Below are 22,575 nucleotides of genomic sequence, written 5' to 3' on the forward strand. Positions count from 1 at the left end.
TGATATATATTAAGATGCTCTTATTTTATCGCCGCCAGAATGGTTTCTGGCGGTTTTTTGCGTTGATTCTCAATAGGCAAATACATATTAATCCCCATTTGGAACATCATACATCTATACAGTTTCCTGAGTAGGAGGGAGTTTCCAGATGAAGGAGAAGCTTAGTCGCAAGCTTGCACAGAATGAGGAGGCTCTAAAAAAAATATTTCAGGACAGCTCTGATCTGGTGTACCGGACTGTTCAGTTTACCGAATCACGGAAAGGGCTTGTTGTATATATTGAAGGGATTATCGATACGAAAGGGGTCGAGCAGCATATTATATCGCCCCTGATCGAAGGCTTGGTTAAGGCAGAGGGGCCGGTAGAGCGGCTTAGCGAGCTGCCTTTCACCCGCATATCTCTAACACAGATGGCTGCTGCATCGGATTGGCCGGGTGTGATTGAAGCGATTCTGACTGCACATGTCGTTATTTTTATGGATGATTCGAATGAGGCGCTGACCTTCGATGTGAAGGGCGGATCCAGGCGTAGTGTGCAGGAGCCGTCTACGGAGACAGTAATTCGCGGGCCGCGCGAAGGCTTCACGGAATCGCTGCGGATTAATACCGCGCTGCTGCGGTTCAAGATCAAGACAGAGAAGATGAGGCTGAAGCCACTCGTGGTCGGTAAGATTACAAAGACGGATGTGGCCATTGCATACATCGATGGATTGGCTAAGCAGGATCTCGTCGATAGCGTGGTGGATCGGCTCAATCAAATCGACATGGATGGAATTCTGGAGTCAGGCTATATCGAGGAGTGGATTGAGGATAATCCTTACTCCCCCTTCCCACAAATGCAATATTCTGAGCGCCCGGACACGATTGCTGCGCAACTGCTGGAGGGGAAGGTAGCCATCTTTGTCGATGGTACACCGTTCGTGCTGGTAGCTCCAGTAACATTATGGCAGCTGCTTCAGTCCAGCGAAGACTATTATGAACGTTATTTTATCACCAATTTCATCCGCTGGATCCGCCTCTTCTTCCTGCTTGTCGCGTTAATACTGCCAGGGCTCTATATCGCCGTGACGACATATCATCAGGATATGCTTCCTTCCTCTCTCATTCTAAGCATTGCTACTGCCCGCGAGGCTATTCCGTTCCCGGCCATTATCGAGGCCTTAATTATGGAGATCTCGTTCGAGGCGCTTCAGGAAGCGGGCATCCGGTTGCCGAAGACGATCGGTCAGGCCGTGAGTATCCTTGGTGCTCTCGTTATTGGGCAAGCCGCGGTACAGGCTGGTATCGTCTCGGCCCCCATTGTGATCGTGGTGTCCATGACAGGGATCGCCTCATTCACACTGCCGCGCTTCAATCTCGCCACAACGGTGAGGCTGCTGCGCTTCTTAATCATGATTTTAGCTGCGTTATTCGGCCTATTCGGGATTGTCATAGGTACGGTCTGGATACTCGTCCACTTGACCCAACTGAAGTCCTTTGGAGTTCCTTATTTACTGGGAGTATCTCCTTATCGTCCGAGAGACTTCAAGGACATCTTCGTCCGTGTACCTATGTGGAAGATGTCTGAACGTCCCTATTCGTCCTCGCCGGATAATATAAGAAGGGCCGGAATTCGTAAGTTGAGAGGGGGAGGAGAAGAGAATGAAGGCTGGTAAGTCCAAGCTTGCATTACTCTGCTGCTGCTTGATCACCATGGGAATGCTGTGCGGATGCTGGGACAGGGTCGAGATCAACGATGTCGCCTTCGTGACCGGTTCTTCCTTCGATAAAATCAATGACAAGTTTGTATCGACTGTACAAATTGCTCTCCCCAGCCAGCTTGGAGGCACAGGGAGTGAAGGAGGCGGTGGAGGAACATCCGGCAATCAGAACTATCTTTTGATCTCTAAGAAGGCACAGACGATGTATTTGGCTACTAAAGAGATCCAGGAAAGCTTGTCGCGGATTTTGAATTTTTCTCACCGCAGACTCATGATTTTTGGGGAAGGGTTTGCCCGCGATGGCATTGGAAATAAATTAGACATTCTTGGCCGTTTTCCACAGAATAGGTTGAGCGCGTATATTGTGCTCGCTCGAGGGAGGGCCTATGATATTCTGACTGCAGAGGCCCCTATAGAGCAATTCCCGGCTGAAATGGCGCGGGAAATTGCCAAGAGTTCCATCAGAAATCCTATGAACGTCAAGCGAATGGTCAATAAATTGTTGAGCGACGGAGTGGATCTTTATCTTCCAGTCATGAGCGTTAAGGATAGTAGCAAGGAAGTCCCTAATAAATCCAAGAGTTTGATTTCCATTGATGGACTTGGTGTATTCAAGGATGATCGACTTGTCGGTTTTCTAAATGAAGAAGATGGACTAATGGCTTTATTGGGAATGGGCGAGTCATTAAATCCAAAGATCATCCTTCCTCGCGGAGGCAAGGACAAGCTAATTACCATTAATTTGAGTGAGTCGAAGACACGCTGGACCCCTAGTGTGCAAGATTCACAATTTGCGATCGCTATCCATTTTCAGGGCAAGGGGTCTATTCTTGAGAATACTTCCAACGAGGACATCGAGAATGAGAATCTTAGCGGACTAGAGGAGCAATGCAGCAATTACATCAATACGAATTTGAGTCGTGTCGTGGAGAAACTTCAGCGTGAGTATCAATCGGATATATTTGGATTCGGACAAGTGATTAGGAGCCGCTATCCGCAGGAATGGGATAAGGTCAAGGACAGATGGCATGAAGTTTATCCGACGGTGAAGGTCTCTATATATTCAACAATTCATCTGGAGAGCACCAACCAGCTAATGAATTCACTCTCTATCAAGGGAGGGCGTCAGAACAATGATTGAATCGCTAAGCCTCATGCTTCTGCTTGTTTTATATAGTTTTCGAAGGGATTGGCAGTTAATGCGAGAGGTGTCCAGAGTCAATCGCTGGATTTCCTATTTGATTATGGGCATCTCGCTGTTGATACTGGGCTACACCAATAAAAGCGGTCCTATCTTTTACCCAACAGTATGGCTTCAAAAAGTTCTTCAGCCACTGATTCCATTTCAATGAATGATCGATCTACGAGCAGGGGGGACAAAGTTGAAGACAATCACAACCAGACAGGTAGCCTTGTTAGCGGTTCTCTATCTTTTCTCGGTCAGTTACCTCGATACTGCTGCTAAATTATCGGAGTTTGCCCACCAGCATGGGTACATATCGTATCTGCTGAGTGTATTGGTTACGCTCTTGATGCTGTGGATCGTCTCCAGGTTAATCAGACGGTTCTCTGGCAGAAATGTGGTGGCTGCTATGATCGACAGGTATCCTCTGATGGGGAGAAGCATCGCGATTTTGTATATGTTCTTTCTTCTATTGCTATCAGCCGGAGAAATGCGTATTTGTGTGGACTTTACCAATTCTTCGTTATTGAATAGAACCCCTATCGTTGTTATTGGGCTAATTGTTGCGGCTACCGTTGTATTTATCGCCCAGGGAGGGATTAGAACCTTGGTCGGCATTGCCGAGATTTATGTACCGATCTGGTTCATGCTTCTTCTAATGATTGTAGTCACGACGTGGCGGGACGTGGAAATTCGCAATCTACAGCCGTTCTTCCACTTTCATTGGACAGGCATATTCCATGGTTTTTGGATTATTTTCTCCAGTGTTGGGGAGATAATCATGTTCCCGCTCATCATGTCCGGGAAGCATTATAAGAGCAAAGGCGGCTACACCGGCCTGCTGATCAGCGGCTTGTATTTGATTGTGTTTGTGCTCATGGTTCAATTGGTTGTTGGCATCCCTCTTTCTACTAAACTGATGTATCCGACTTATGAGCTTGTCCGTCAAGTCCAGGTCACCGATTTCATGGACCGGTTTGATCTGCTATTGGTTGCGCTATGGCTGCCGACTGTATTTGGCAAACTGGGATTTAATATTTATCTTATGGCCAATCTATTACATATCATTGTTCCTAAATTGTCGGGGAGATTAATGGTGGCCCCGATGGGAGCGCTTAGCTATGTGTGTGGAATGTGGTTCTTTAAAAATCCGGTGCAACAGGTCAATTTCAATGAACAGTTGATGCTGTTCGCCATCGTATTCGAGATTGGTATCCCGCTGCTGTTGTTCTTTGCTCTATGGCCGCGAAGGAAGCGGAGACTCCATTCAGGATAAAATTAACCCCCTACTCGAACACCTTAAGGATTTACTTCGCCATTTCAGTCGTATAATCTGATGCTATACGATAATTACTTGCTCGCATGGCTCGATTATTAGAACTGGGGGGGAAGAGAAGCATGGCAAGAAGACTGGAGGGTGTAAGAGTTGCGCTTACCGGGCCCCGGCGGGCGCAGGAATTAGGCAAGCTGGTTGAGAATCTGGGGGGGATCCCGCTATACCGACCAGCTCAAGGAACGGTATTGCTTGACGATATTGATCTGCGCAATGGCATTGTCTCATGGATCAAGAATCCGCCGCAATGGTCTATCTTCACGACTGGCATGGGGCTCGACGCTTTGTTCGACATGGCTGAAGATATGGGCGTTGTCGAGGCGTGGTGGGAGATACTGAGGAACACTTCGATTGCTGCCAGAGGTTATAAGACGGTAAATGCGCTGAAGAGAAGGAATTTGGCGCCAATTGTGCGTGATGATGACGGGAGTATCGAAGGGTTGATTCGCGGATTGGCGAAGCATGATTTGAGCCACAGCTCTGTCATCGTCCAGTTGCATGGGGATCCTGCCCCGAGGCTGATGTCGTGGCTTGAAGATCAGGGGGCGAAGTGTTCGCAGATTTTGCCTTACCGCCATATTGCTCCTTCCGAAGGAGCGTTGGAACAATTGATGCAGGATATCCTCAGCAGGCAGGTTGACGCTGTTGCATTTACGAGCGGTCCGCAGGTCCGGTTCCTCCTGGAGCATGCCGGCAGGCAGGGGCAGCGGCAAGCTCTCATGGATGCCCTCCATGGTCCTGTCGTAGCGCTATCCGTAGGAAAAGTGACTGCCCAGGGGCTAATTGAGGCAGGCATCGGGCGAGTGGTCTACCCTGAGGAAGAGCGGATGGGCAGTATGATCATTGAGTTGGTCAAGTTCTATGAGACGGAGGAAGGTTCCCGTGTTCGTCGTGCTGCATTGGATACAGCGAACGCAGAAGAATAGGGATATAATGGATTATAGAAGGGTTATATAGACCAAATTTCTTTTGGAAAGGGTGTAACCGATGAGTGATCTGTTGAAGAAGGCTATTTCATTAGGTTGGGGACTTACGATCGTCAGCAAAGAGAAGATTGAAGGTATCGTGGACGAGTTGGTAAGGCGTGGAGAGCTTGCTCCCTCGGAATCGAAGCAACTGGTGGAGCGCTTGATCGACAAAGGGGCCGAGGAGCAGGATCGCTTCAAGGAACTGATCAATGAGCAGGTTAGATCCGTGATGCAGGGCATGGGACTGGCCACGGTAAAAGAAGTGGAAGAGCTCAAAGGCCGGGTGGCGGAATTGGAGAATAAGCTGGCAGAGAACGGACAGTCATAGGCAATGCGAGTTACTGTACGGCATGCCGGGCGTTACCGGGAGATAGCCATGGCGCTGGGGCGCCATGGCTTTGGTTATATTGCGGAGGAGATTGGACTCACCCGGCTGTTCTCCGTTCCGCTGCGCTGGATTCTGAAGAGCGAGCCGGAGAGCCATACACTGGCGGAGAGAATTCGGCTTGTGCTGGAGGAGCTTGGGCCGACCTTTGTGAAGTTGGGACAGCTCGCCAGTACTAGATCCGACTTGCTTCCGGAATCTATCATCGCTGAGTTGGTCAAGCTCCAGGATCAAGTTACTCCGTTCTCGGCCAGGGAAGCGAGAGCGATTCTGGAGAGAGAGTTCCATATGCCTGTAGAGGAGCTTCTGGTTGAGTTCAATGATGTACCGTTAGCCGCTGCCTCTATTGGCCAAGTTCATCAGGGACGGTTGGCAACTGGAGAAGAAGTAGCGATTAAAATTCAACGCCCGGGGATCTTCCCTATCATTGATCGGGATCTGGATATTCTGAGAAACCTGACGGCGATTGCGAAGAAACGCTGGGGCTGGGTCGGGCATTATCAAATACCGCAAATGGTAGAGGAGTTCTCCAGATCGATTAAGGCAGAGCTGGATTATACGGGCGAGGGCCGAAATATGGAGAGGGTCAGTAAACAGTTTACAGGCAGCAAGAAAATATTCATTCCGAAAGTGTACTGGGAATGCACAACCTCTAAAGTACTAACGATGGATTTTGTAGAGGGTATTCATTTGAATAAAGCTTCGGAGATTAAAGCGATCGGGATCGATGTGAAGGAGCTTGCTGCTACCTTGGTCGATGCCATGCTCCATCAAATCTTCATTAGCGGTTATTTCCATGCAGATCCACATCCCGGTAATGTGCTGGTTCTTCGTGATGGCCGGCTTGTGTTTATTGATTTTGGGATGGTGGGCCGGATTAGCTCCGAGATGAAGGAACATCTGTCGTCGCTAATTATTGCCTTAATGCGTCGTAATACCGAGGGAATGACAAGGGCCATCCTACGAATGGGTCTGCTGGACGAAGTAGAGGATATGAACGGATTACGCCTCGATCTGGAGCGCCTACGGGAGACCTATTATGATATTCCATTCTCCCAGATCAGCATCGGTACTGCGATCAATGATCTGTTCGCTGCAGCGCAGCGGCATGGCGTTGTGCTCCCAGCGGATCTGCTGCTGCTCGGCAAGTCCTTATTGACAGTGGAGGGTGTCTTACAGAGTCTGGATCCTGATATCAGCATTCTTGATCTTGCCGAGCCGTTCGGCAAGAAGCTGCTGCGCGAGAAGTTGGACGCACGCAGGCTAGGGAAGAAGCTGCTGGGTGAAGCTGTTGAATTCGGTGAATCGTTGGCCGATTTGCCGCGGCAAATGCAGCGCTTATCCTCAATCATTGGTAAGGGTAAGATTAAGACGGAGATGGACATCCCGGGGATGGAAGAGCTCATTCGCAAGTTCAATCAGATTGGAAACCGCCTTTCCTTCAGTATTGTACTGCTGTCATTCAGCATTATTATGGTCGGCGTTATTATCGGTACTTCCATGACAAATAGTCCGATTCTGCTCTGGAACATTCCGGTTATCGATATAGGCTTCGTCATTGCCACATTGATGGTGATATGGCTGTTATATTCTATTTTTAAATCAGGCAGATTTTAGATGCTTCTTGAATGTCTATGAGACAGGAAATTTATGATCAACTCTGGTACAATAGTAAAGCCCACGATTTAGAATCGTTCGAATTCAGGTTCGTTGATAATAATCGTAAGGACTTCTCAAATAGTATCAGGGGGACTTAGTGGATGAATACAAAGGTGAAGACGCTGACTACAGTGTCCGCATTATTGCTTGCGATGGCACTTGTGACGGCTTGTGGCGACACGAATAAGACAGCTTCCGGCGGCAACCAGCCGGCAGTGAATAACGCGGGTGCGAATAATCAGGGAAATGCAGCCCCTGGAGATAGCGAAGCTGACAACAGCAAGAACAAAGGAGATCAAGGTAATACGTCGACTGATCATTCAGGGGCGGATAATACAGGCTCCTCGGAAGAGGGAACTGGCCCCGATATGGCGGCAGCTTCTGATGTGAATAGCGTTGCAGTATTGGTTAATAAGGAGTTTGCACTACCTGATGATTATAATCCGTCAGATCTTGTATATCCTAATGTTCGCTTTACGTTCAAAGAGAAAATAGAGAAACGAATGATGCGCAGTGAAGCCGCTAAGGCACTGGAGAATCTGTTCGACGGCGCGGAGAAGGATGGAATTTACTTGGCGGGGGTATCAGCCTATCGTTCCCATAAGACGCAGACTGCGTTATTCAATCGCTATGTTGAGCGGGATGGAGAAGAGAAAGCTAAGACCTACAGCGCTGTGCCTGGGCATAGTGAGCATGAGACAGGACTTGCCATCGATGTGTCGGGTAGCGACGGGAAGTGTGCTGCAGAAGATTGCTTCGGGGACACAAAAGAAGCGGATTGGCTGGCCAATCATGCTTCGGAATATGGCTTCATTATTCGTTATCCTGAAGGCAAAGATAGTATTACCGGTTACAAATATGAACCTTGGCATATCCGCTATGTCGGCGTTGATATCGCATCCGAGATTGCTGATCGGGGAATTACCCTGGAAGAATATTATGGATCGATTCCGGTAACAGCGAATCCTTGATAGGGTCGCCAATAGCTACAAAAGTATAAAAATTTGACTAAAGCATGATGGAGGCGCCGAATTGGCGCCTCTTTTGCGTCCGTATCTACTAATTGTAAAACATACAGTTATTTTACCGGGTCTTCCTCCTAGTAATAGTGAATATAAATATGTGTTGACAAATGATAATGATTATCAGTATCTTTAAGATATTATGGAGCTGTTTTATGGTTGTTCAGAGAAAGGGAGTGCGTCAACGTGTCATTGAAGACCTCTCATTTGGATATCGCCTATGAGGATCGTTTGATCGTTCAGGATTTAAATATTTCAATCCCCGCAGGGGAAATTACGGCATTGGTCGGAGCTAACGGCTCAGGGAAATCGACGATATTGAAGACGATGGCCCGTATTCTGCAGCCTAAGTCTGGGACGGTCCTGCTCGACGGGAAATCGATTCACAAGCAATCGACCCGGGAAGTTGCCAAGCAGTTGGCGATTCTTCCACAGAATCCTACCGCTCCGGAGGGACTTACTGTCCGGGAGCTAGTCTCCTATGGACGCTTCCCGCATCAGAAAGGATTCGGTGGCCTGAAAGCTGAGGATCGCCGTGTCATCGACTGGGCGCTGGAAGCGACAAAGATGAGCGAATTCAGCGATCGTGGGCTGGAGCAATTATCTGGCGGACAACGGCAGCGTGCCTGGATTGCCATGGCGTTGGCACAGGAGACGGATATTCTGTTCCTGGATGAGCCAACGACCTTTCTTGATATGGCTCATCAGCTTGAGGTGATGCAGCTGCTGGAGCAATTGAACCATGATTTGGGGCGGACGATCATTATGGTCGTGCATGATCTGAATCATGCTGCCCGTTATTCGCAATATATGATCGCTATCAAACAAGGGCAAGCCATCTCCTCGGGTACGCCTGAAGAAGTCGTGACGACGGGAGTGCTGCGTGAAGTATTTGGCATAGAAGCAGATATTGTGACAGATCCGCGCAGCGGCGTGCCATTATGTCTTCCATATGAGCTGTATCGCGCTGCTGAAGGCAAGGTGCTTCGTGGTAGAAAAGTTGAAATCGTCAATCAGTTGGCCAAATAAGAATGCGAAACATCCAATATGAGTGGCTCTCACAGTATTTATCGATCGTAAGGGAGCCTAGACCAGATGCGATTTATAACGTAGATGCGCAGCTATTGACCGATCAGGAGCAGATCAAGCTGTTTCTGCTGGAATATCAGCGCCACATCCATGGCAGCAAGATCGATGTCGCCGGGACTTACTTTGCGTCGAGCTGGCGGACAGTCTGTGCAGCAATGATCTATATGACGGCAATGACGGACGCAAGATTGGATCTGTCACCCGCTAATTTGAGGATTCAGATTGATTGCGGGAACGGGTATCCACAACTTTTATTTGTGCTCAAATCAGCGACAGAGTTGGCTTGGCCTACAGGTGAGCGTACCGAGTGGCAGCAGAAATCAATGGAGCAATTCTATCGCTCATTGCAGCCAATTATGTCGGCAATCTCTACGGTTACGGGTCTCCCTCTACCCCAACTCTGGGGGCAAATTCCATTAGGGGCCGAATATTACGTGAATCTATTGAGCGGTTCATTTGATGAAGAACAGCATCGGGAGCAATTGCTAGAAGCCTATGGAACTCTTACGAAGCATATCGATTGCAGTTGCTTTGACTTGAAGCGCAATCCTTTTGATGTGAAGGAAATCTGGTTGGATGATCCGTATCAGCCCGGGGAGCAGACGCGTATGAAGCCGACTTGCTGTCTGGCTTATCTCACCGGGGATGGATATTGTTATACTTGTCCTAAGCTAAGCAAGCAGGATCGACAGAAGAGATATCAGGAGATCCGATCGGCATACAGCCAGTAAAAATAAGGAACAAGATCTCATTTTCCACTTCCAAGCGGAGGATGGGATCTTTTTTTGTAAGGCAAAAAAGTTCTATCACATAGTTTGTGACAAAAATCACATAACCAAAGGATGTCCCACGATACAATGAAAGTCGAAATGAAAATCACGCTGTTAGCTAGTCTTGGCGAGACTTGGTTGGCTTAATGATATTAAGCTAAGTTTCTATAATAAGTGGGTGTTCAAAAAGTTAGGTTTTTGAACAACCTCTATAAAAATATTCAAGGGAGAGAAATTCCATGGCGTATTACAAACCGGATCAGATTGCTCAAGCAACGGTGGAAACCGGGGTGAAGAAGGCGCATAATCCACTCTTGACTGTGTTTATTCTCGGTTTTTTGGGCGGGGCGTTCATTGCTCTTGGATTCCTGCTCGATATCCGCGTAATTGCTGGAGCGCCTAAAGAGTGGGGAAGTATTGCGACTTTCATTGGTGCTGCGGTGTTCCCGGTGGGCCTTATTCTAGTGCTGCTGGCGGGGGGCGAACTGTTGACCGGGAATATGATGGCTGTATCCCTGGCGCGGTTCAGGAAGAGGATCACGACGGGCGAAATGTTCAAGAATTTGATCCTGATTACGATCTCCAACTTTGTCGGGGCTTTGTTTGTTGCTTACTTCTTTGGACATGTTGTTGGTCTAACCTCAAGCGGAGTTTACCTTGACAAGCTGGTTGATATGGCAGGACATAAGCTGGACGATAGCTTTCTGCAGGCGTTCGTGTCCGGCATTGGCTGTAACTGGCTGGTAGCTCTTGCGGTGTGGCTGGCCTATGGCGCAGACAACTTCAGCGGTAAAATACTCGGGATTTGGTTCCCGACCATGGCCTTTGTAGCGATCGGATTCCAGCACGTTGTAGCCAATATGTTTCTGATTCCAGCAGCTATATTTGAAGGTTACTTCTCCTGGGGAGAATACTTCATGAACTTTATTCCGGTTTGGCTCGGTAACTTGATGGGTGGCGCATTGTTCGTTGCCGGAGCATATTGGGCTGTTTACTTGAAAGATGCCAAGGAGGAGACAGCAGTCGATTCGGTGACTACCAAGGCCGACGCGAAGGCTTAACTCCCATTCATTGAATTATATATAGTTCAACGCAAGTGACTCGTGTATGTCAGGTTCCTAATCAGAAAGGACCTCATGCGCGGGTCATTTGTATTTTTCCAGGTTCATATTTTGCAGGAACTATACATCATGTTATCGGTGAATCTGGGCGTTATGCTATCTATAGACATTCATGCCTGTTATCAAATACAATTACCTAATTAGGAGGGATGAGAGATGGTTCATGAGGAGAATGGAGTATTTCCTGCAGTATGTCCGCTAGATTGCCCAGACACCTGCGGTTTGCTGCTGCACAAAGAGAATGGACGAATCGTCAAGGTGGCCGGCAACCCGGACCATCCAATCACCCAGGGGGCGATTTGTAATAAAGTAAGAAATATGACAGAACGGGTCTATCATCCGGAGCGGGTGCTTTATCCTCTCCGCCGTGTTGGTGCTAAGGGAGAAGGCAAGTTTGAACGGATTACCTGGGATGAGGCTATCGCAGAGATTGCAGAGCGGTATCAAGGATTGATTAAGGCATATGGTTCAGAGTCGATCCTGCCTTACAGCTTCTATGGAAATATGGGGATGCTCAGCGTGGACGGAATGGACCGCCGGTTCTTCCATCGGCTCGGCTCCTCTCAGCTTCAGCAGGGAATATGCAATTCCGCCGGTAACACCGGCTGGAAATATACGATGGGCTTTGGCGGCGGGACTAGCCCCGAAGAGACAGTGCAGGCGAAGCTGATCATCGTGTGGGGTGGTAATCTCGTCAGCACGAATATGCATCAGATCGCTCTGATTGAGAAGGCGCGGAAGCAGGGAGCCAAGCTGGTCGTGATCGATGTACATCGTAATCGGACCGGGCAACGTGCAGACTGGTTCATTCCTGTCTATCCGGGAACAGACAGCGCACTGGCCCTAGGATTGATGCATGTACTATTCGAACAGCAGCTTGTGAACGAAGAGTTCCTACAGCAGTATACGATCGGTCATGAACAGCTCCGGGAGCATGTGCGTCAGTATACACCGCAGCGTGTCTCGGTCATTACAGGCGTTCCTGCGGAGGATATTGTCAAGCTTGCCTCTATGTACGGACAGACCTCCCCGGCCTATATTCATATCGGTAACGGACTTCAACATCATGATAACGGCGGCATGACTGTACGGACGATAACATGCCTGCCAGCCCTTACAGGACAATGGCTTGTGCCTGGGGGTGGAGCTTATAAATCGAACGGAGCCTATGGCAAAGTGAATGACGATGCCTTGGAGCGTTCGGATCTGCGCCCTAACCCCGATGCGCGCATCGTGAGCATGAATCAAATCGGAGAAGCGCTGCTAACCTTGACGCCAAAGATTCGGGCTTTGTTCGTCTATTGCTCTAATCCGGCAGTTGTAGCGCCTGATACAGTGAAGGTGGAGCAAGGACTGTCCCGCGAGGATCTGTTCACGGTGGTGCACGACCTGTTCTTGACCGATACGGCGAGGTATGCCGATATCGTGCTGCCGGCGACATCTTCATTTGAAAATACGGATTTATACAATTCATATTGGCATCACTATGTTCAGCTTCAGGAGCCGGTCATTCCTGCCCAGGGAGAGAGCAAGAGCAATGTGGAAACGTTCAAGCTGCTGGCTGAGGCGATGGGATTCAAAGAGGATGCTTTTAAGGATCGTGAGGAGGATATGATCCGTCAGGCTCTCAATTTTACAGCGAACCCTTATCTTGAAGGAATCACGCTGGAAGGTCTTAAGCAGCAGCGGTTCATGAAGCTCAATATGGAGCCGAAGCGGCAATTCCTGCAGCGGCTGACGACGCCATCAGGCAAGATCGAGCTGTACTCAGCGAGGATGGAGGAAGCGGGGCTTCCACCTCTGCCTACCTATACTCCTCTGCAGGAGGGGTATGATGGAGAGCGGAGGCCAGGGGCTGGCGATATGTATCCGCTGATGTTTATTTCTCCCCCTAACCATAATTTCTTGAACTCTTCCTTCGGCAATGTTGGTAAGCATATCGAGCTAGAGAAGCAGCCGCTGCTACAAATCCATCCGCAGGATGCGGAGCAACGTGGCATCGCAGACGGTGATGAGGTCGTTTTATGGAATGATCGCGGACGTTATGAGGTGAAGGCTTCGGTAACGGACAAAATGCTGCCGGGAACCGTAGTTAGCCAGGGTTTGTGGTGGGAACAGGATGGCAAGCCGCGCAGAGCAAATGCCCTGACTTCCGATCGGTTGGCTGATATGGGCGGTGGAGCGGTATTCTTCTCTACAGTCGTGGAGGTACAGCGACAGTCATAGCAGCCAGATTGAATGATAGAACTGTAGAAAATGGTCGAGAACTGCCCTCACACAGGACTGTTCCAGAAGGAGGAATACAGCATGAGAGGTCTAGCTTCATATCCGCGTGAGGTCAAGATTTTTCTGGTAGCAAGCTTGATCAGTTCTGCGGGCGGCGCGTTGATGTGGCCGCTGATTACGATGTTTGTATTCAAAGTGCTGGGAAGAACGGTAACGGATGCCGGTCTTGCCGTGCTGGTTATGTCATTAGGCGGTATATTTGGGCAGCTGCTCGGCGGCTCTCTGTATCACCGCCTTGGAGTAAAGCGCCTGATCGTAGGTGGAGTCGGACTGAACGCACTATTTCTGTTGTTGCTGCCTTATGGGAGCGGACAATGGCATATATTTTTACTATTGATGTGCCTGATCGGTTTTTTTAACTCGATGGCTTTGCCGGCGATTCAGGCTTTTATCGGCTTCCGATTCACAGAGAGGCGCGCGGAATTATTCAATATTATTTATGTAGCTAACAATATCGGCGTAGCTCTGGGAACGGCCATTAGTGGATTTTTGGCGCAAATTTCGTATAATCTGAGCTTCATATTGAATGGTTTGATCTCGGCCCTATTTGCCGGTTTCTTTTGGATTTATTTGAACAAAGTTCAAAAAACACAGGGCAAGTTCCACGTGGAAAAGAAGAAAGAGAATGCAAATAAGAAGAATACCTGGAATTTGATGTCAAATTACAAGATATATTTCTTCATGGGACTGGGCTCTTTCTTCATCTGGCTGGCTAACTGTGTATGGAATAACGGGGTATCGCCTTACACGATCTCACGTGGGATGCCGGAATGGAATTATAGTATTCTCTGGACGCTGAACGGGATACTGATCTTCGTTGCGCAGCCGCTCATTTCGTGGGTCAAACGTGTCTTTGCCGCGACAGAGCTGAGACAGATGACGGCGAGTGCTGTATTTTATATGCTAGGCTATATCATGATTCTTAGCTTCCATACTTACCCGAGCATGGTCTTGGCGATGGTATTGATTACGCTCGGCGAAATGCTGATCTCCCCGGCGATTCCCTCCTTCATATCGGATCATACCGGCAAGTCGGCCCCGTTCTATCTTGGGCTAGTTGGTGGCATGGGGGCAGCGGGAAGGGTAGTAGGTCCTTATGCGATGGGGGTTCTGTTCGATTGGAACGGTCTCGTTCCGGTGGCTGCTCTGGCGGTGCTGATCTCCATCTTGTCGATTGCTTCTTTCATGATACATGGCCTATTCAATCGCGATAAAATGAGAGGGATGGCCTAGGATCAGCAACAGGTTTCTGTCTGAAGATGTCCGAGGTATAATGATAAATATAAATTTCAGGCTTTGGGAAAGGGAACAAAGGTATGTCGAATTCAATTCAAATCAGATTGTCGGAAATGCGCGATGCAGGTGCATTAATGAAGATTGATTCACTAGTGTGGGATACCCGGACAACGCCAGCTCCGATCCAGTGGAACTCGCGTGAGCAATACCTGCAGAAATGTCCTCCAGGCAACCAGCTAGTAGCGGAGATTAACGGAGCGATTGGTGGATATGTTGGCTTCAATTATCCAACCCCGTTGTCTAGCAACCGTCATGTGCTGGATATTAATATTGCGGTGCATCCGGATTACCAACGACAGGGAATCGGACAACGTCTTATAGAAGCGATGAAAGCTTGGGCTGCCGAACAAGGGGTACGTAAATTGTCCCTGCGTGTACTGACGACTAATCCTGGGGCGATGGAATTTTACCGGAACTGTGGATTTGTAGAACAGGGGAGACTCATCCAGGAGTTCTATCTGAATGAGAAGTATGTCGACGATATTCTGATGTACTATATGTTATGATCGAAGCTGGCCACTTTGGCTTCGCCTTGCCATAGAACTTGGATATAGGTATATTTAGAAGAAGAAAAATCGGAAACTATAAGAGGTTGTTTAACTCACGATCAATAACGAATAGAGACTTAAATGAATGAAAGGTGATAACCGTGGAGAATAACACCAACAACACCACTCCTCCCAACTTTATTAAAAATATTATTTCGGAGGATTTGAAGACAGGCAAACATTCATCAATCGTTACACGTTTCCCTCCAGAGCCTAATGGTTACCTGCATATTGGACATGCCAAGGCGATCTGGATTAATTTCACCCTTGCTGATGAATTCGGGGGCCGGACGCATCTGCGCTTCGATGATACGAATCCAATCAAGGAAGATACGGAATATGTGAATTCTATTAAAGAGGATGTCGAATGGCTCGGCTTCAACTGGGAAGAGCTGCACTTTGCTTCCGACTATTTCGACGAGATGTACAACCGCGCTGTTCTGCTGATTAAGAAGGGCAAGGCGTATGTCGATGATCTGAGTGCCGATCAAATTCGCGAAATGCGCGGCACGCTGACAGAACCGGGGCAGAACAGCCCATTCCGTGACCGCTCGGTGGAAGAGAACCTGGATCTGTTCATGCGTATGCGTGATGGCGAGTTTAAGGATGGAGAGAAAGTATTGCGGGCCAAGATCGATATGGCTTCGCCAAACATCAATCTTCGTGACCCGGTCATTTACCGCATCGTGCATGCATCCCATCACAATACTGGGGATAAATGGTGCATCTATCCGATGTATGCATTCGCCCATCCGCTGGAGGATGCGATCGAAGGCGTAACACATTCCCTCTGCTCGCTGGAATTCGAAGATCAACGTCCATTCTATGATTGGGTGATCGAAGAGACCGAGATGCCTTGCACTCCACACCAATATGAATTCGGACGTCTTAATCTGGAGCAAACCGTTACGAGTAAACGGAAGCTGAAGCTACTGGTGGATCAAGGCTTTGTCGATGGCTGGGATGATCCGCGGATGCCGACGATCTCCGGTCTACGTCGCCGTGGTTATACGCCGGAGGCGATTAAGGCTTTTGTATTCGAGACAGGAATATCCAAAGCCTACGGCAAGATTGATCTGAAGATGCTGGAGCACTTCATCCGTGAGGATCTTAAGCTCAAGGCGCCTCGGACTATGGCTGTCATCGACCCGCTCAAGGTCGTGATTACGAACTATCCAGAGGGAGAATCCGAGCTGCTAGATGCCGAGAACAATAGTGAGAATGAGGAATTGGGTCATCGTCAAATTCCGTTCTCGCGGGAGATTTACATCGAGCGTGAAGACTTCATGGAGAATCCGCCAAGCAAATACTTCCGTCTGTTCCCGGGGAACGAGGTTCGCTTGAAGCATGCTTACTTCATTAAGTGTAATGATGTGATCAAGGATGCCGACGGCAATGTGATCGAGATTCATTGTACGTATGATCCAGAGACGAAGAGCGGCAGCGGATTTACCGGCCGCAAGGTGAAGGGGACGATTCACTGGGTTGATGCCAGCCGAGCTGTTCCGGCTGAATTCCGCCTGTATGAACCGTTGATCCTGGATGAGAATGAAGATGCAGAAGAGGAGTCAGCGGAAGAGAAGTCCTTCTTGGACATGATCAACCCGAATTCTCTGACGATCAAGCACGGTTTTGTTGAACCGGGAATGAATGATGCCAAGCCGCAAGATAAGTTCCAATTTTTCCGGCATGGGTATTTCAATGTCGATTCGAAATACTCCAAGCCAGGACATCCGGTATTCAACCTGATCGTATCCTTGAAGAGTTCTTTTCAATTGCCAAATAAATAATGTTGATTTGAGGCAGTGTATCATTTATCATAATAGTAAGTGAATAGCTGTTCGTTACGGAGGAGCCTGGTCAAACCAGGCTCCTCTTTGTCTTTTTTTGGGCATGCTATCTAAAAAAACAGGGAGGGATTTAATGTTCTATTTGACTATTCTAATTATTCTACTAGCTACCAAATTGGCCGGTGATCTAACAGCAAGGCTGGGGCAGCCAGCGGTGGTAGGTAAGCTACTAGTTGGTATCATTATTGGTCCGGCAATGCTCGGCTGGGTGGAGAACTCGCATATGATCGAGGAGTTAAGCGAGATCGGTGTGCTTATGCTCATGTTCATGGCGGGGCTGGAGACAAATATTGAGGATTTGAAGCGCTCCTTCAAGTCATCGACCGCAGTGGCTCTGGGTGGAATCGCTTTGCCCATGCTCGGAGGTTATTTGGTGGGAATCGCCATCGGCATGGATTCATCCAAGGCCATCTTCCTCGGTTTACTTCTGTCGGCAACCTCGGTCAGTATTTCTGTGCAGAGTCTTAAGGATCTGGGCCTGCTTAAGAGTAAAGAGAGCACGACCTTGCTTGGTGCGGCGATCCTTGATGATATTCTCGTCGTTATTCTACTGGCTTTTGTCATGAGCATGGTCGGGGGCGAAGAAGTGAATCTGGCGATGGTGATCGGCTACAAGTTCATTTTCTTTGTAATTGTAGCTCTATTCATATGGAAGATCGCGAAATGGGTGATGAATTGGCTGGCCCCCCTGCGTGTGACCGAGGCGATTATTAGTGCAGGTCTAATCCTTTGCTTCTTCCTCGCCTATATTGCTGAGCAGTTCGGCGTGGCAGGCATTATCGGTGCCTTTGCTGCTGGGCTAGCCATCTCACAGACGGACTACAAGCATGAGGTTGAGCATAAATTGCAGCCGATTGCTTATACGATATTTGTGCCCATTTTCTTCGTTAGCGTGGGCTTCTCCGTTAGCTTTAAAGGACTGGGCTCCCAGATTGGATTACTTATACTGTTCTTTGTAGTTGCCCTTCTGACGAAGCTGATCGGGTCCGGACTTGGTGCTAGACTCACCGGTTATTCCAGACGCTCTGCTCTTGGGATAGGATCGGGGATGGTATCACGTGGAGAAGTGGCGCTGATTATAGCGACAATTGGTCTGGAGAGCGGCCTTTTGGAGCAGAAGTACTTCACCGTTCTCGTGATCGTCGTCATTCTGACAACGATCGTGACTCCGCTGCTGCTGAAGGCTACGCTTGGTAAGCAGCAGCAGAATCAACCTGACATTGAACATTAAAAGCCTCATACAGTCTTGCGTTCGATCAATTTGAATTGGAGGTTCTCGGATGCAGGTTCTACCGTCCGATTCGTAATTTGCTTATAAATGATTGCAAAGGCCCGGGCGCCGATAATACTCAGTTGGATATCGATCGTCGTGATGCCCAGCAATTCAGAGATTGGCTGATTATCAAACCCGATGATGGCGATATCCTCCGGTACCTGGAATCCATACTGCGGAGCGGTGAGCAGTACGCCGGCGGCGACTTCATCCCCAGTAATCAGTAAGGCGGTAGGCCTCTCATCCAAGCTGTGCAACCAAGGAAAGATCGCGGCGCTGTCCTTCATGTCCCGATAACCGTCCAGCATCCATTCCGCACGTCCGTTGCCTCCCAACATTTGCAGAGTGTCATAGTAAGCACGTATCCGTTTGCGGCCGCTGGAATTGTTCAGGCGATTTAAGGTGAATCCGATGTTCCGGTGTCCCTTTTCCCATAGGAAGGTTATAGCGGTCTGGAAGCTTAGGTAATGATCATAATAGACGGAGGATAAGCGCCGATCCTTCACATCCTCACATAATAGGATGGGTCCGTATGCCGAATAAGGTTCGATTTGATCGAGCGAAGCGGAGCGGGAAGTGATAATCACCCCGTCGATCTGTTTGTTCTTCAGCATTTCCAGCACTTTCATCTCTTCATCGTGGTTATATCCAGTCTGACATAGCATCAGTTGATAGTTATGCTTCAGAGCTTCACTCGCGATGCCCTCCATCAACCGCATGAAGTATGGATGGTTAATGTGAGGGAGAATTACGGCAACCGTCTGTGTTATGCCCTTAATAAGGTGAACGGCATTCATATTGCGTGCATATTGCAAACGTTCGATCGCTTCCTCTACCGCTTTTCGCTTCGCTTCACTCACATAAGGATGTTTATTGAGCACGCGCGAGACGGTAGATACAGATACACCGGCGGCTTTGGCAATTTGTTTGATATTCGGCATGATGGGCTACCTCCTCGGCAAATCGATTTCAAAAAAAAGGCTTGCTCTGGTATGCATTTCATAGTGTAAACTGAAATTGCAATAAAGAAAACAAACCTCCGACCGGCGTTACCTTGTTCAAGGGGCGTGACGATCGGAGGGATGTTTTCTTTTTTTGGCCGTAGCTATGATTTAGGCTGTGAGATCGCTGGCGGATAGCCATTCTTATGGAAATGGTACCATAATGCTCCGTAGCCAGCCGCTGCGAAGAGGGTCATCATCACCCCCATCTGATACATGATTACAGGTCCGAAATCCTGGAAGGTGAATCCGCCGAGGAGACCTGCGACGATGCCGGTTACCCCACTGAGCATGAAGCTGTATACTGCCTGTCCTGCAGCACGCAATGAGCTGGGCAGGAACAAGCCGATCAACCGCGTACCGACATAGAAGAACCCGCCGAAGGTAATCGCATGTAGAAGCTGAATGATTATTACCTGAACCGGAAGCGCCGCGTCGGCCATCAGATCCCAGCGTATAGCGAACAGAATGCTGACGATCGTCAAGGTGCCGATAAAATAAGTCATTTTATTCTTGAGATAACGATTTAGCAGAACGAAAGCCGCCATCTCAAGCAGTGTGGATAGAAATACGGCTATTCCAACCGAAAGCCGATCGCCTCCGAGATCACTAATATATAAAGGCATAAACAGCGCATTAATTGAGTTAGGTATAGCTATAAATAGTCCGAGTACGATGAAGAGGACAAAATATTTGTTCTTCAGTACCTGTCGGAATTGTCTGGCGCTGACCCAAGGCATGTCCGCCGTATAACGGGATGACGGAAGAATTAGAGTCGAACTGATAGACAGGATAAGCATAATGCTGAACAGCAAGGAGAAGCCATTCTTCCCTGTTGCATCGATCGTAATTCCTGCCGCGAGCGCCGCGGTTGCCCAGCCGAAGGAGCCCCATAACCGGTAGGTCTCAAATCTCTGATTGCTATCGGTCGCATATCCCAGAGTCAAGCTGTTGCTCTGTGAGAGCAGGGGGCTTTGGAAGAAGAAGACCAGCAACACTACAATATATAGCATTTGAAAAGTATCTACTCTGAACAATAAATGACCGATCGCCAGTAAGCCGATCAGCATGATAAGCAGGATGAGTCGGATGTTGTGGAACCGATCACTCATCAATCTCCAGAAGGGATGAGCCAGCAGAGAAACTAGTGGTCCGGCTGAGATCAGAATACCGATCTCCAGCTTGTTCATTCCAATATCCTGCAAATATAATTGAAAGAAGGCTGCAAAGATAACCGTTGTCCCATAGATGAAAAAATTCAGTAGTCCCAATGATAGCAAAGAGGACGAATGATGTGGATTGTCCCGCAAAAGCGCCATTCCTTTCTATGATGGTAGTTCGAAGAGGTGTCTTGATCGACCCTGTTTCAAAAGTCTTATAGCATCAATTTAACACACAGATGAAAAGGGATACAAACCAAGTTTTCTTTAATCTTACAATTATTTATAAATCGGAGGTAGATAATCTGTGGAGATCACATCAATTATTATAGCTGGCGGGCGCTCAAGCCGGATGGGGACCAATAAAGCATTACTCCCGGTGAATGGCATGGCGGTGATCGAGAGGATAATCGGGGAGCTAGAGCCGGTATCGCAGCGGATATTGATCGCAGGCGGCCAGCACCATGATTATAACCATCTTGGCCCAGAGGTTGTTACCGATCAATATCCGGACATGGGTCCACTTGCAGGGCTGTATGCCGGATTATCCGCTGCAACTACGGAGTGGAGTCTGGTAGTTGCCTGTGATATGCCTTTTGTTCATAAGGGTGTCTTTGCAGAGATAAGAGAGCGAGTAATACAAATAGAGGAGGAGAATGCTTCTATCGAGAAAGAGGAACGTGTTCAGGCCATTATTGTGAAGGCCGACGGAAGAATCCAGCCTTTACTGGCTGCATACAGACATGGAGTGCTGCCCGGACTGCAGCTTGCTCTCGAGGGTGGCAGACTCAGAATGAGCGAATGGGTGGCAAATCTCCATGTTGAATATATTGATGGAGCTGATCTGGCGGATAAGCTTGGTGACACGGAGAGAATGTTGCAATTTAATATGAATGATATTGAGGATTATGAATGGGCGAGAGCCATGCTCTCTGGGGAGAAGCCGAGGAGGGACTTCCCACAATGGAGGATGTCCAATTCTGAGCTGTAACAATGTTGTGACAAACATCATGATTAAAGCGTTTTCATTAGGATATAATGGAATTGGATACATGATACCCCTTAATCATGTGTCGGTATATGGAAGAGAGATGATTTCCGACAACGATTAAGGAAGTCATCTTTTTTTAAACTGGCATAAATGAAGTTAGACTTGTATATATATTTCGCAGAATAGAACAGGGAGATGACCGAAATGGCTATGTTGTTCAATGAACAGGCTGTCATATCGCAGGAGCAGGCTAAGTGGCTGAAGCTTAGAGGATGGGGATACCGGTTGCTGGTGGATTTCTTGGGCAGACCTCCTCGCATGTCTTTGATTGCGCAGTGGCATAGACAAGTGGAGTTGAACAACACCGTACCTATGAGCAAGGGCGGTCGTAGATTGATTAATTATTTAGAGACCATACCGGAGAATGAGATTCGCCGGGTTTGCTATAATGAAGCCGAAGAATTTGAACGCTTGTTCATAGGGCCAACCGCGAAGGTGCCGACCTGCGAGAGCTTGTATCGGGCTAGAGAGGAAGGCATTGAGGCCTCTGAATGTGCTTTGGATATCAGAACATTCTACATGGAGAGTAGTATCGCCTTTAATAAGCTGAACGGGGAACGGGATGATCATATCGCCCTGGAGTTGGAGTATATGGCTGTCATGTCTGAGGAAATGCTGGATAAGCTGAATCTGCGTGAAAGTCTGCTTGAAGGACTGGATCTGCAAATCAAGTTCCTGGAGGCCCATTTGTTGAAATGGACGGAAGGATTTACGTCCAGATTGATTGCAGCCACCACCAGTCCATTGTATATCGGGCTGGCTGAGATGATGAATGAATTTCTGAATGAAGATTTGCATAGACTGCAAGCTTGGCGTGCCCAGCTTCAATAAATTATAGAAGAAGACCACAGCAGCGTTCGCCGCAGTGGTCTTCTTTGTTT

19 protein-coding genes are annotated in these 22,575 nt (G+C 48.3%); 17 read left to right on the forward strand and 2 right to left on the reverse strand.

The annotated features are described in order from the left end of the window. Positions 1-148 precede the first annotated feature (148 nt). From ABD014_RS17660 to ABD014_RS17730, 15 genes are all read left to right on the forward strand, one after another. On the forward strand, positions 149-1,654 hold the full coding sequence (locus tag ABD014_RS17660) for a spore germination protein (RefSeq protein WP_343863157.1): 1,506 nt from the start codon (positions 149-151) through the stop codon (positions 1,652-1,654). Continuing rightward, positions 1,641-2,840 (forward strand): Ger(x)C family spore germination protein, encoded by a 1,200-nt coding sequence (locus ABD014_RS17665; protein WP_343863158.1) that lies wholly within the window; start codon positions 1,641-1,643, stop codon positions 2,838-2,840. The genes ABD014_RS17660 and ABD014_RS17665 overlap by 14 nt, the downstream gene beginning before the upstream one ends. A gap of 241 nt (positions 2,841-3,081) precedes the next feature. Then, positions 3,082-4,158, forward strand: a complete 1,077-nt coding sequence (locus ABD014_RS17670) for a GerAB/ArcD/ProY family transporter (RefSeq protein ID WP_343863159.1) — start codon at positions 3,082-3,084, stop codon at positions 4,156-4,158. Positions 4,159-4,280: 122 nt separating this feature from the next. Then, positions 4,281-5,141, forward strand: a complete 861-nt coding sequence (locus ABD014_RS17675; protein WP_343863160.1) for a uroporphyrinogen-III synthase — start codon at positions 4,281-4,283, stop codon at positions 5,139-5,141. Between the two features lie 61 nt (positions 5,142-5,202). Beyond that, a complete protein-coding gene (locus ABD014_RS17680) occupies positions 5,203-5,511 on the forward strand; it encodes a phasin family protein (RefSeq protein ID WP_343863161.1) in 309 nt (102 codons plus the stop codon). 3 nt (positions 5,512-5,514) lie between these two features. Then, positions 5,515-7,185 carry an ABC1 kinase family protein gene (locus ABD014_RS17685; protein WP_343863162.1) on the forward strand — a complete coding sequence of 557 codons (1,671 nt, stop codon included), beginning with the start codon at positions 5,515-5,517 and terminating at the stop codon, positions 7,183-7,185. Positions 7,186-7,328: 143 nt separating this feature from the next. Beyond that, positions 7,329-8,198, forward strand: a complete 870-nt coding sequence (locus ABD014_RS17690; RefSeq protein WP_343863163.1) for a M15 family metallopeptidase — start codon at positions 7,329-7,331, stop codon at positions 8,196-8,198. A 237-nt stretch (positions 8,199-8,435) separates the two neighbouring features. Beyond that, on the forward strand, positions 8,436-9,278 hold the full coding sequence (locus ABD014_RS17695) for an ABC transporter ATP-binding protein (RefSeq protein ID WP_343863164.1): 843 nt from the start codon (positions 8,436-8,438) through the stop codon (positions 9,276-9,278). Positions 9,279-9,280: 2 nt separating this feature from the next. After that, positions 9,281-10,069 (forward strand): hypothetical protein, encoded by a 789-nt coding sequence (locus ABD014_RS17700; protein WP_343863165.1) that lies wholly within the window; start codon positions 9,281-9,283, stop codon positions 10,067-10,069. Positions 10,070-10,347: 278 nt separating this feature from the next. After that, positions 10,348-11,169, forward strand: coding sequence for a formate/nitrite transporter family protein (locus ABD014_RS17705; protein ID WP_343863166.1), 822 nt, complete (start codon positions 10,348-10,350; stop codon positions 11,167-11,169). Between the two features lie 216 nt (positions 11,170-11,385). Then, positions 11,386-13,455 carry a molybdopterin-containing oxidoreductase family protein gene (locus ABD014_RS17710; RefSeq protein ID WP_343863167.1) on the forward strand — a complete coding sequence of 690 codons (2,070 nt, stop codon included), beginning with the start codon at positions 11,386-11,388 and terminating at the stop codon, positions 13,453-13,455. A gap of 81 nt (positions 13,456-13,536) precedes the next feature. Continuing rightward, positions 13,537-14,748: an MFS transporter gene (locus tag ABD014_RS17715; protein ID WP_343863168.1), complete on the forward strand. Its 1,212-nt coding sequence runs from the start codon at positions 13,537-13,539 to the stop codon at positions 14,746-14,748. An 83-nt stretch (positions 14,749-14,831) separates the two neighbouring features. Then, positions 14,832-15,317, forward strand: coding sequence for a GNAT family N-acetyltransferase (locus ABD014_RS17720; RefSeq protein WP_343863169.1), 486 nt, complete (start codon positions 14,832-14,834; stop codon positions 15,315-15,317). Positions 15,318-15,451: 134 nt separating this feature from the next. Then, the gene (locus tag ABD014_RS17725) at positions 15,452-17,149 is read left to right on the forward strand and encodes a glutamine--tRNA ligase/YqeY domain fusion protein (protein ID WP_343863170.1); all 1,698 of its coding nucleotides are present in this window, start codon (positions 15,452-15,454) and stop codon (positions 17,147-17,149) included. A 133-nt stretch (positions 17,150-17,282) separates the two neighbouring features. Next, positions 17,283-18,440 (forward strand): cation:proton antiporter, encoded by a 1,158-nt coding sequence (locus tag ABD014_RS17730; RefSeq protein ID WP_343863171.1) that lies wholly within the window; start codon positions 17,283-17,285, stop codon positions 18,438-18,440. 5 nt (positions 18,441-18,445) lie between these two features. On the opposite strand, the gene ABD014_RS17735 is transcribed toward ABD014_RS17730, so the two are convergent. Together ABD014_RS17735 and ABD014_RS17740 are read right to left on the reverse strand one after the other, a co-directional pair. Then, positions 18,446-19,423: a LacI family DNA-binding transcriptional regulator gene (locus ABD014_RS17735; protein ID WP_343863172.1), complete on the reverse strand. Its 978-nt coding sequence runs from the start codon at positions 19,421-19,423 to the stop codon at positions 18,446-18,448. A gap of 164 nt (positions 19,424-19,587) precedes the next feature. Next, entirely contained in the window at positions 19,588-20,802 is a 1,215-nt protein-coding gene (locus tag ABD014_RS17740) for an MFS transporter (RefSeq protein ID WP_343863173.1), read from the reverse strand. A 148-nt stretch (positions 20,803-20,950) separates the two neighbouring features. Between ABD014_RS17740 and mobA the strand changes: the two genes are divergently transcribed. Together mobA and ABD014_RS17750 are read left to right on the forward strand one after the other, a co-directional pair. After that, on the forward strand, positions 20,951-21,634 hold the full coding sequence (mobA, locus tag ABD014_RS17745) for a molybdenum cofactor guanylyltransferase (protein WP_343863174.1): 684 nt from the start codon (positions 20,951-20,953) through the stop codon (positions 21,632-21,634). Between the two features lie 204 nt (positions 21,635-21,838). Then, positions 21,839-22,525 carry a TorD/DmsD family molecular chaperone gene (locus ABD014_RS17750; protein ID WP_343863175.1) on the forward strand — a complete coding sequence of 229 codons (687 nt, stop codon included), beginning with the start codon at positions 21,839-21,841 and terminating at the stop codon, positions 22,523-22,525. The last annotated feature ends 50 nt before the right edge of the window (positions 22,526-22,575 follow it).

Source organism: Paenibacillus motobuensis (assembly GCF_039521865.1).
Classification (GTDB): Bacteria; Bacillota; Bacilli; order Paenibacillales; family Paenibacillaceae; genus Fontibacillus; species Fontibacillus motobuensis.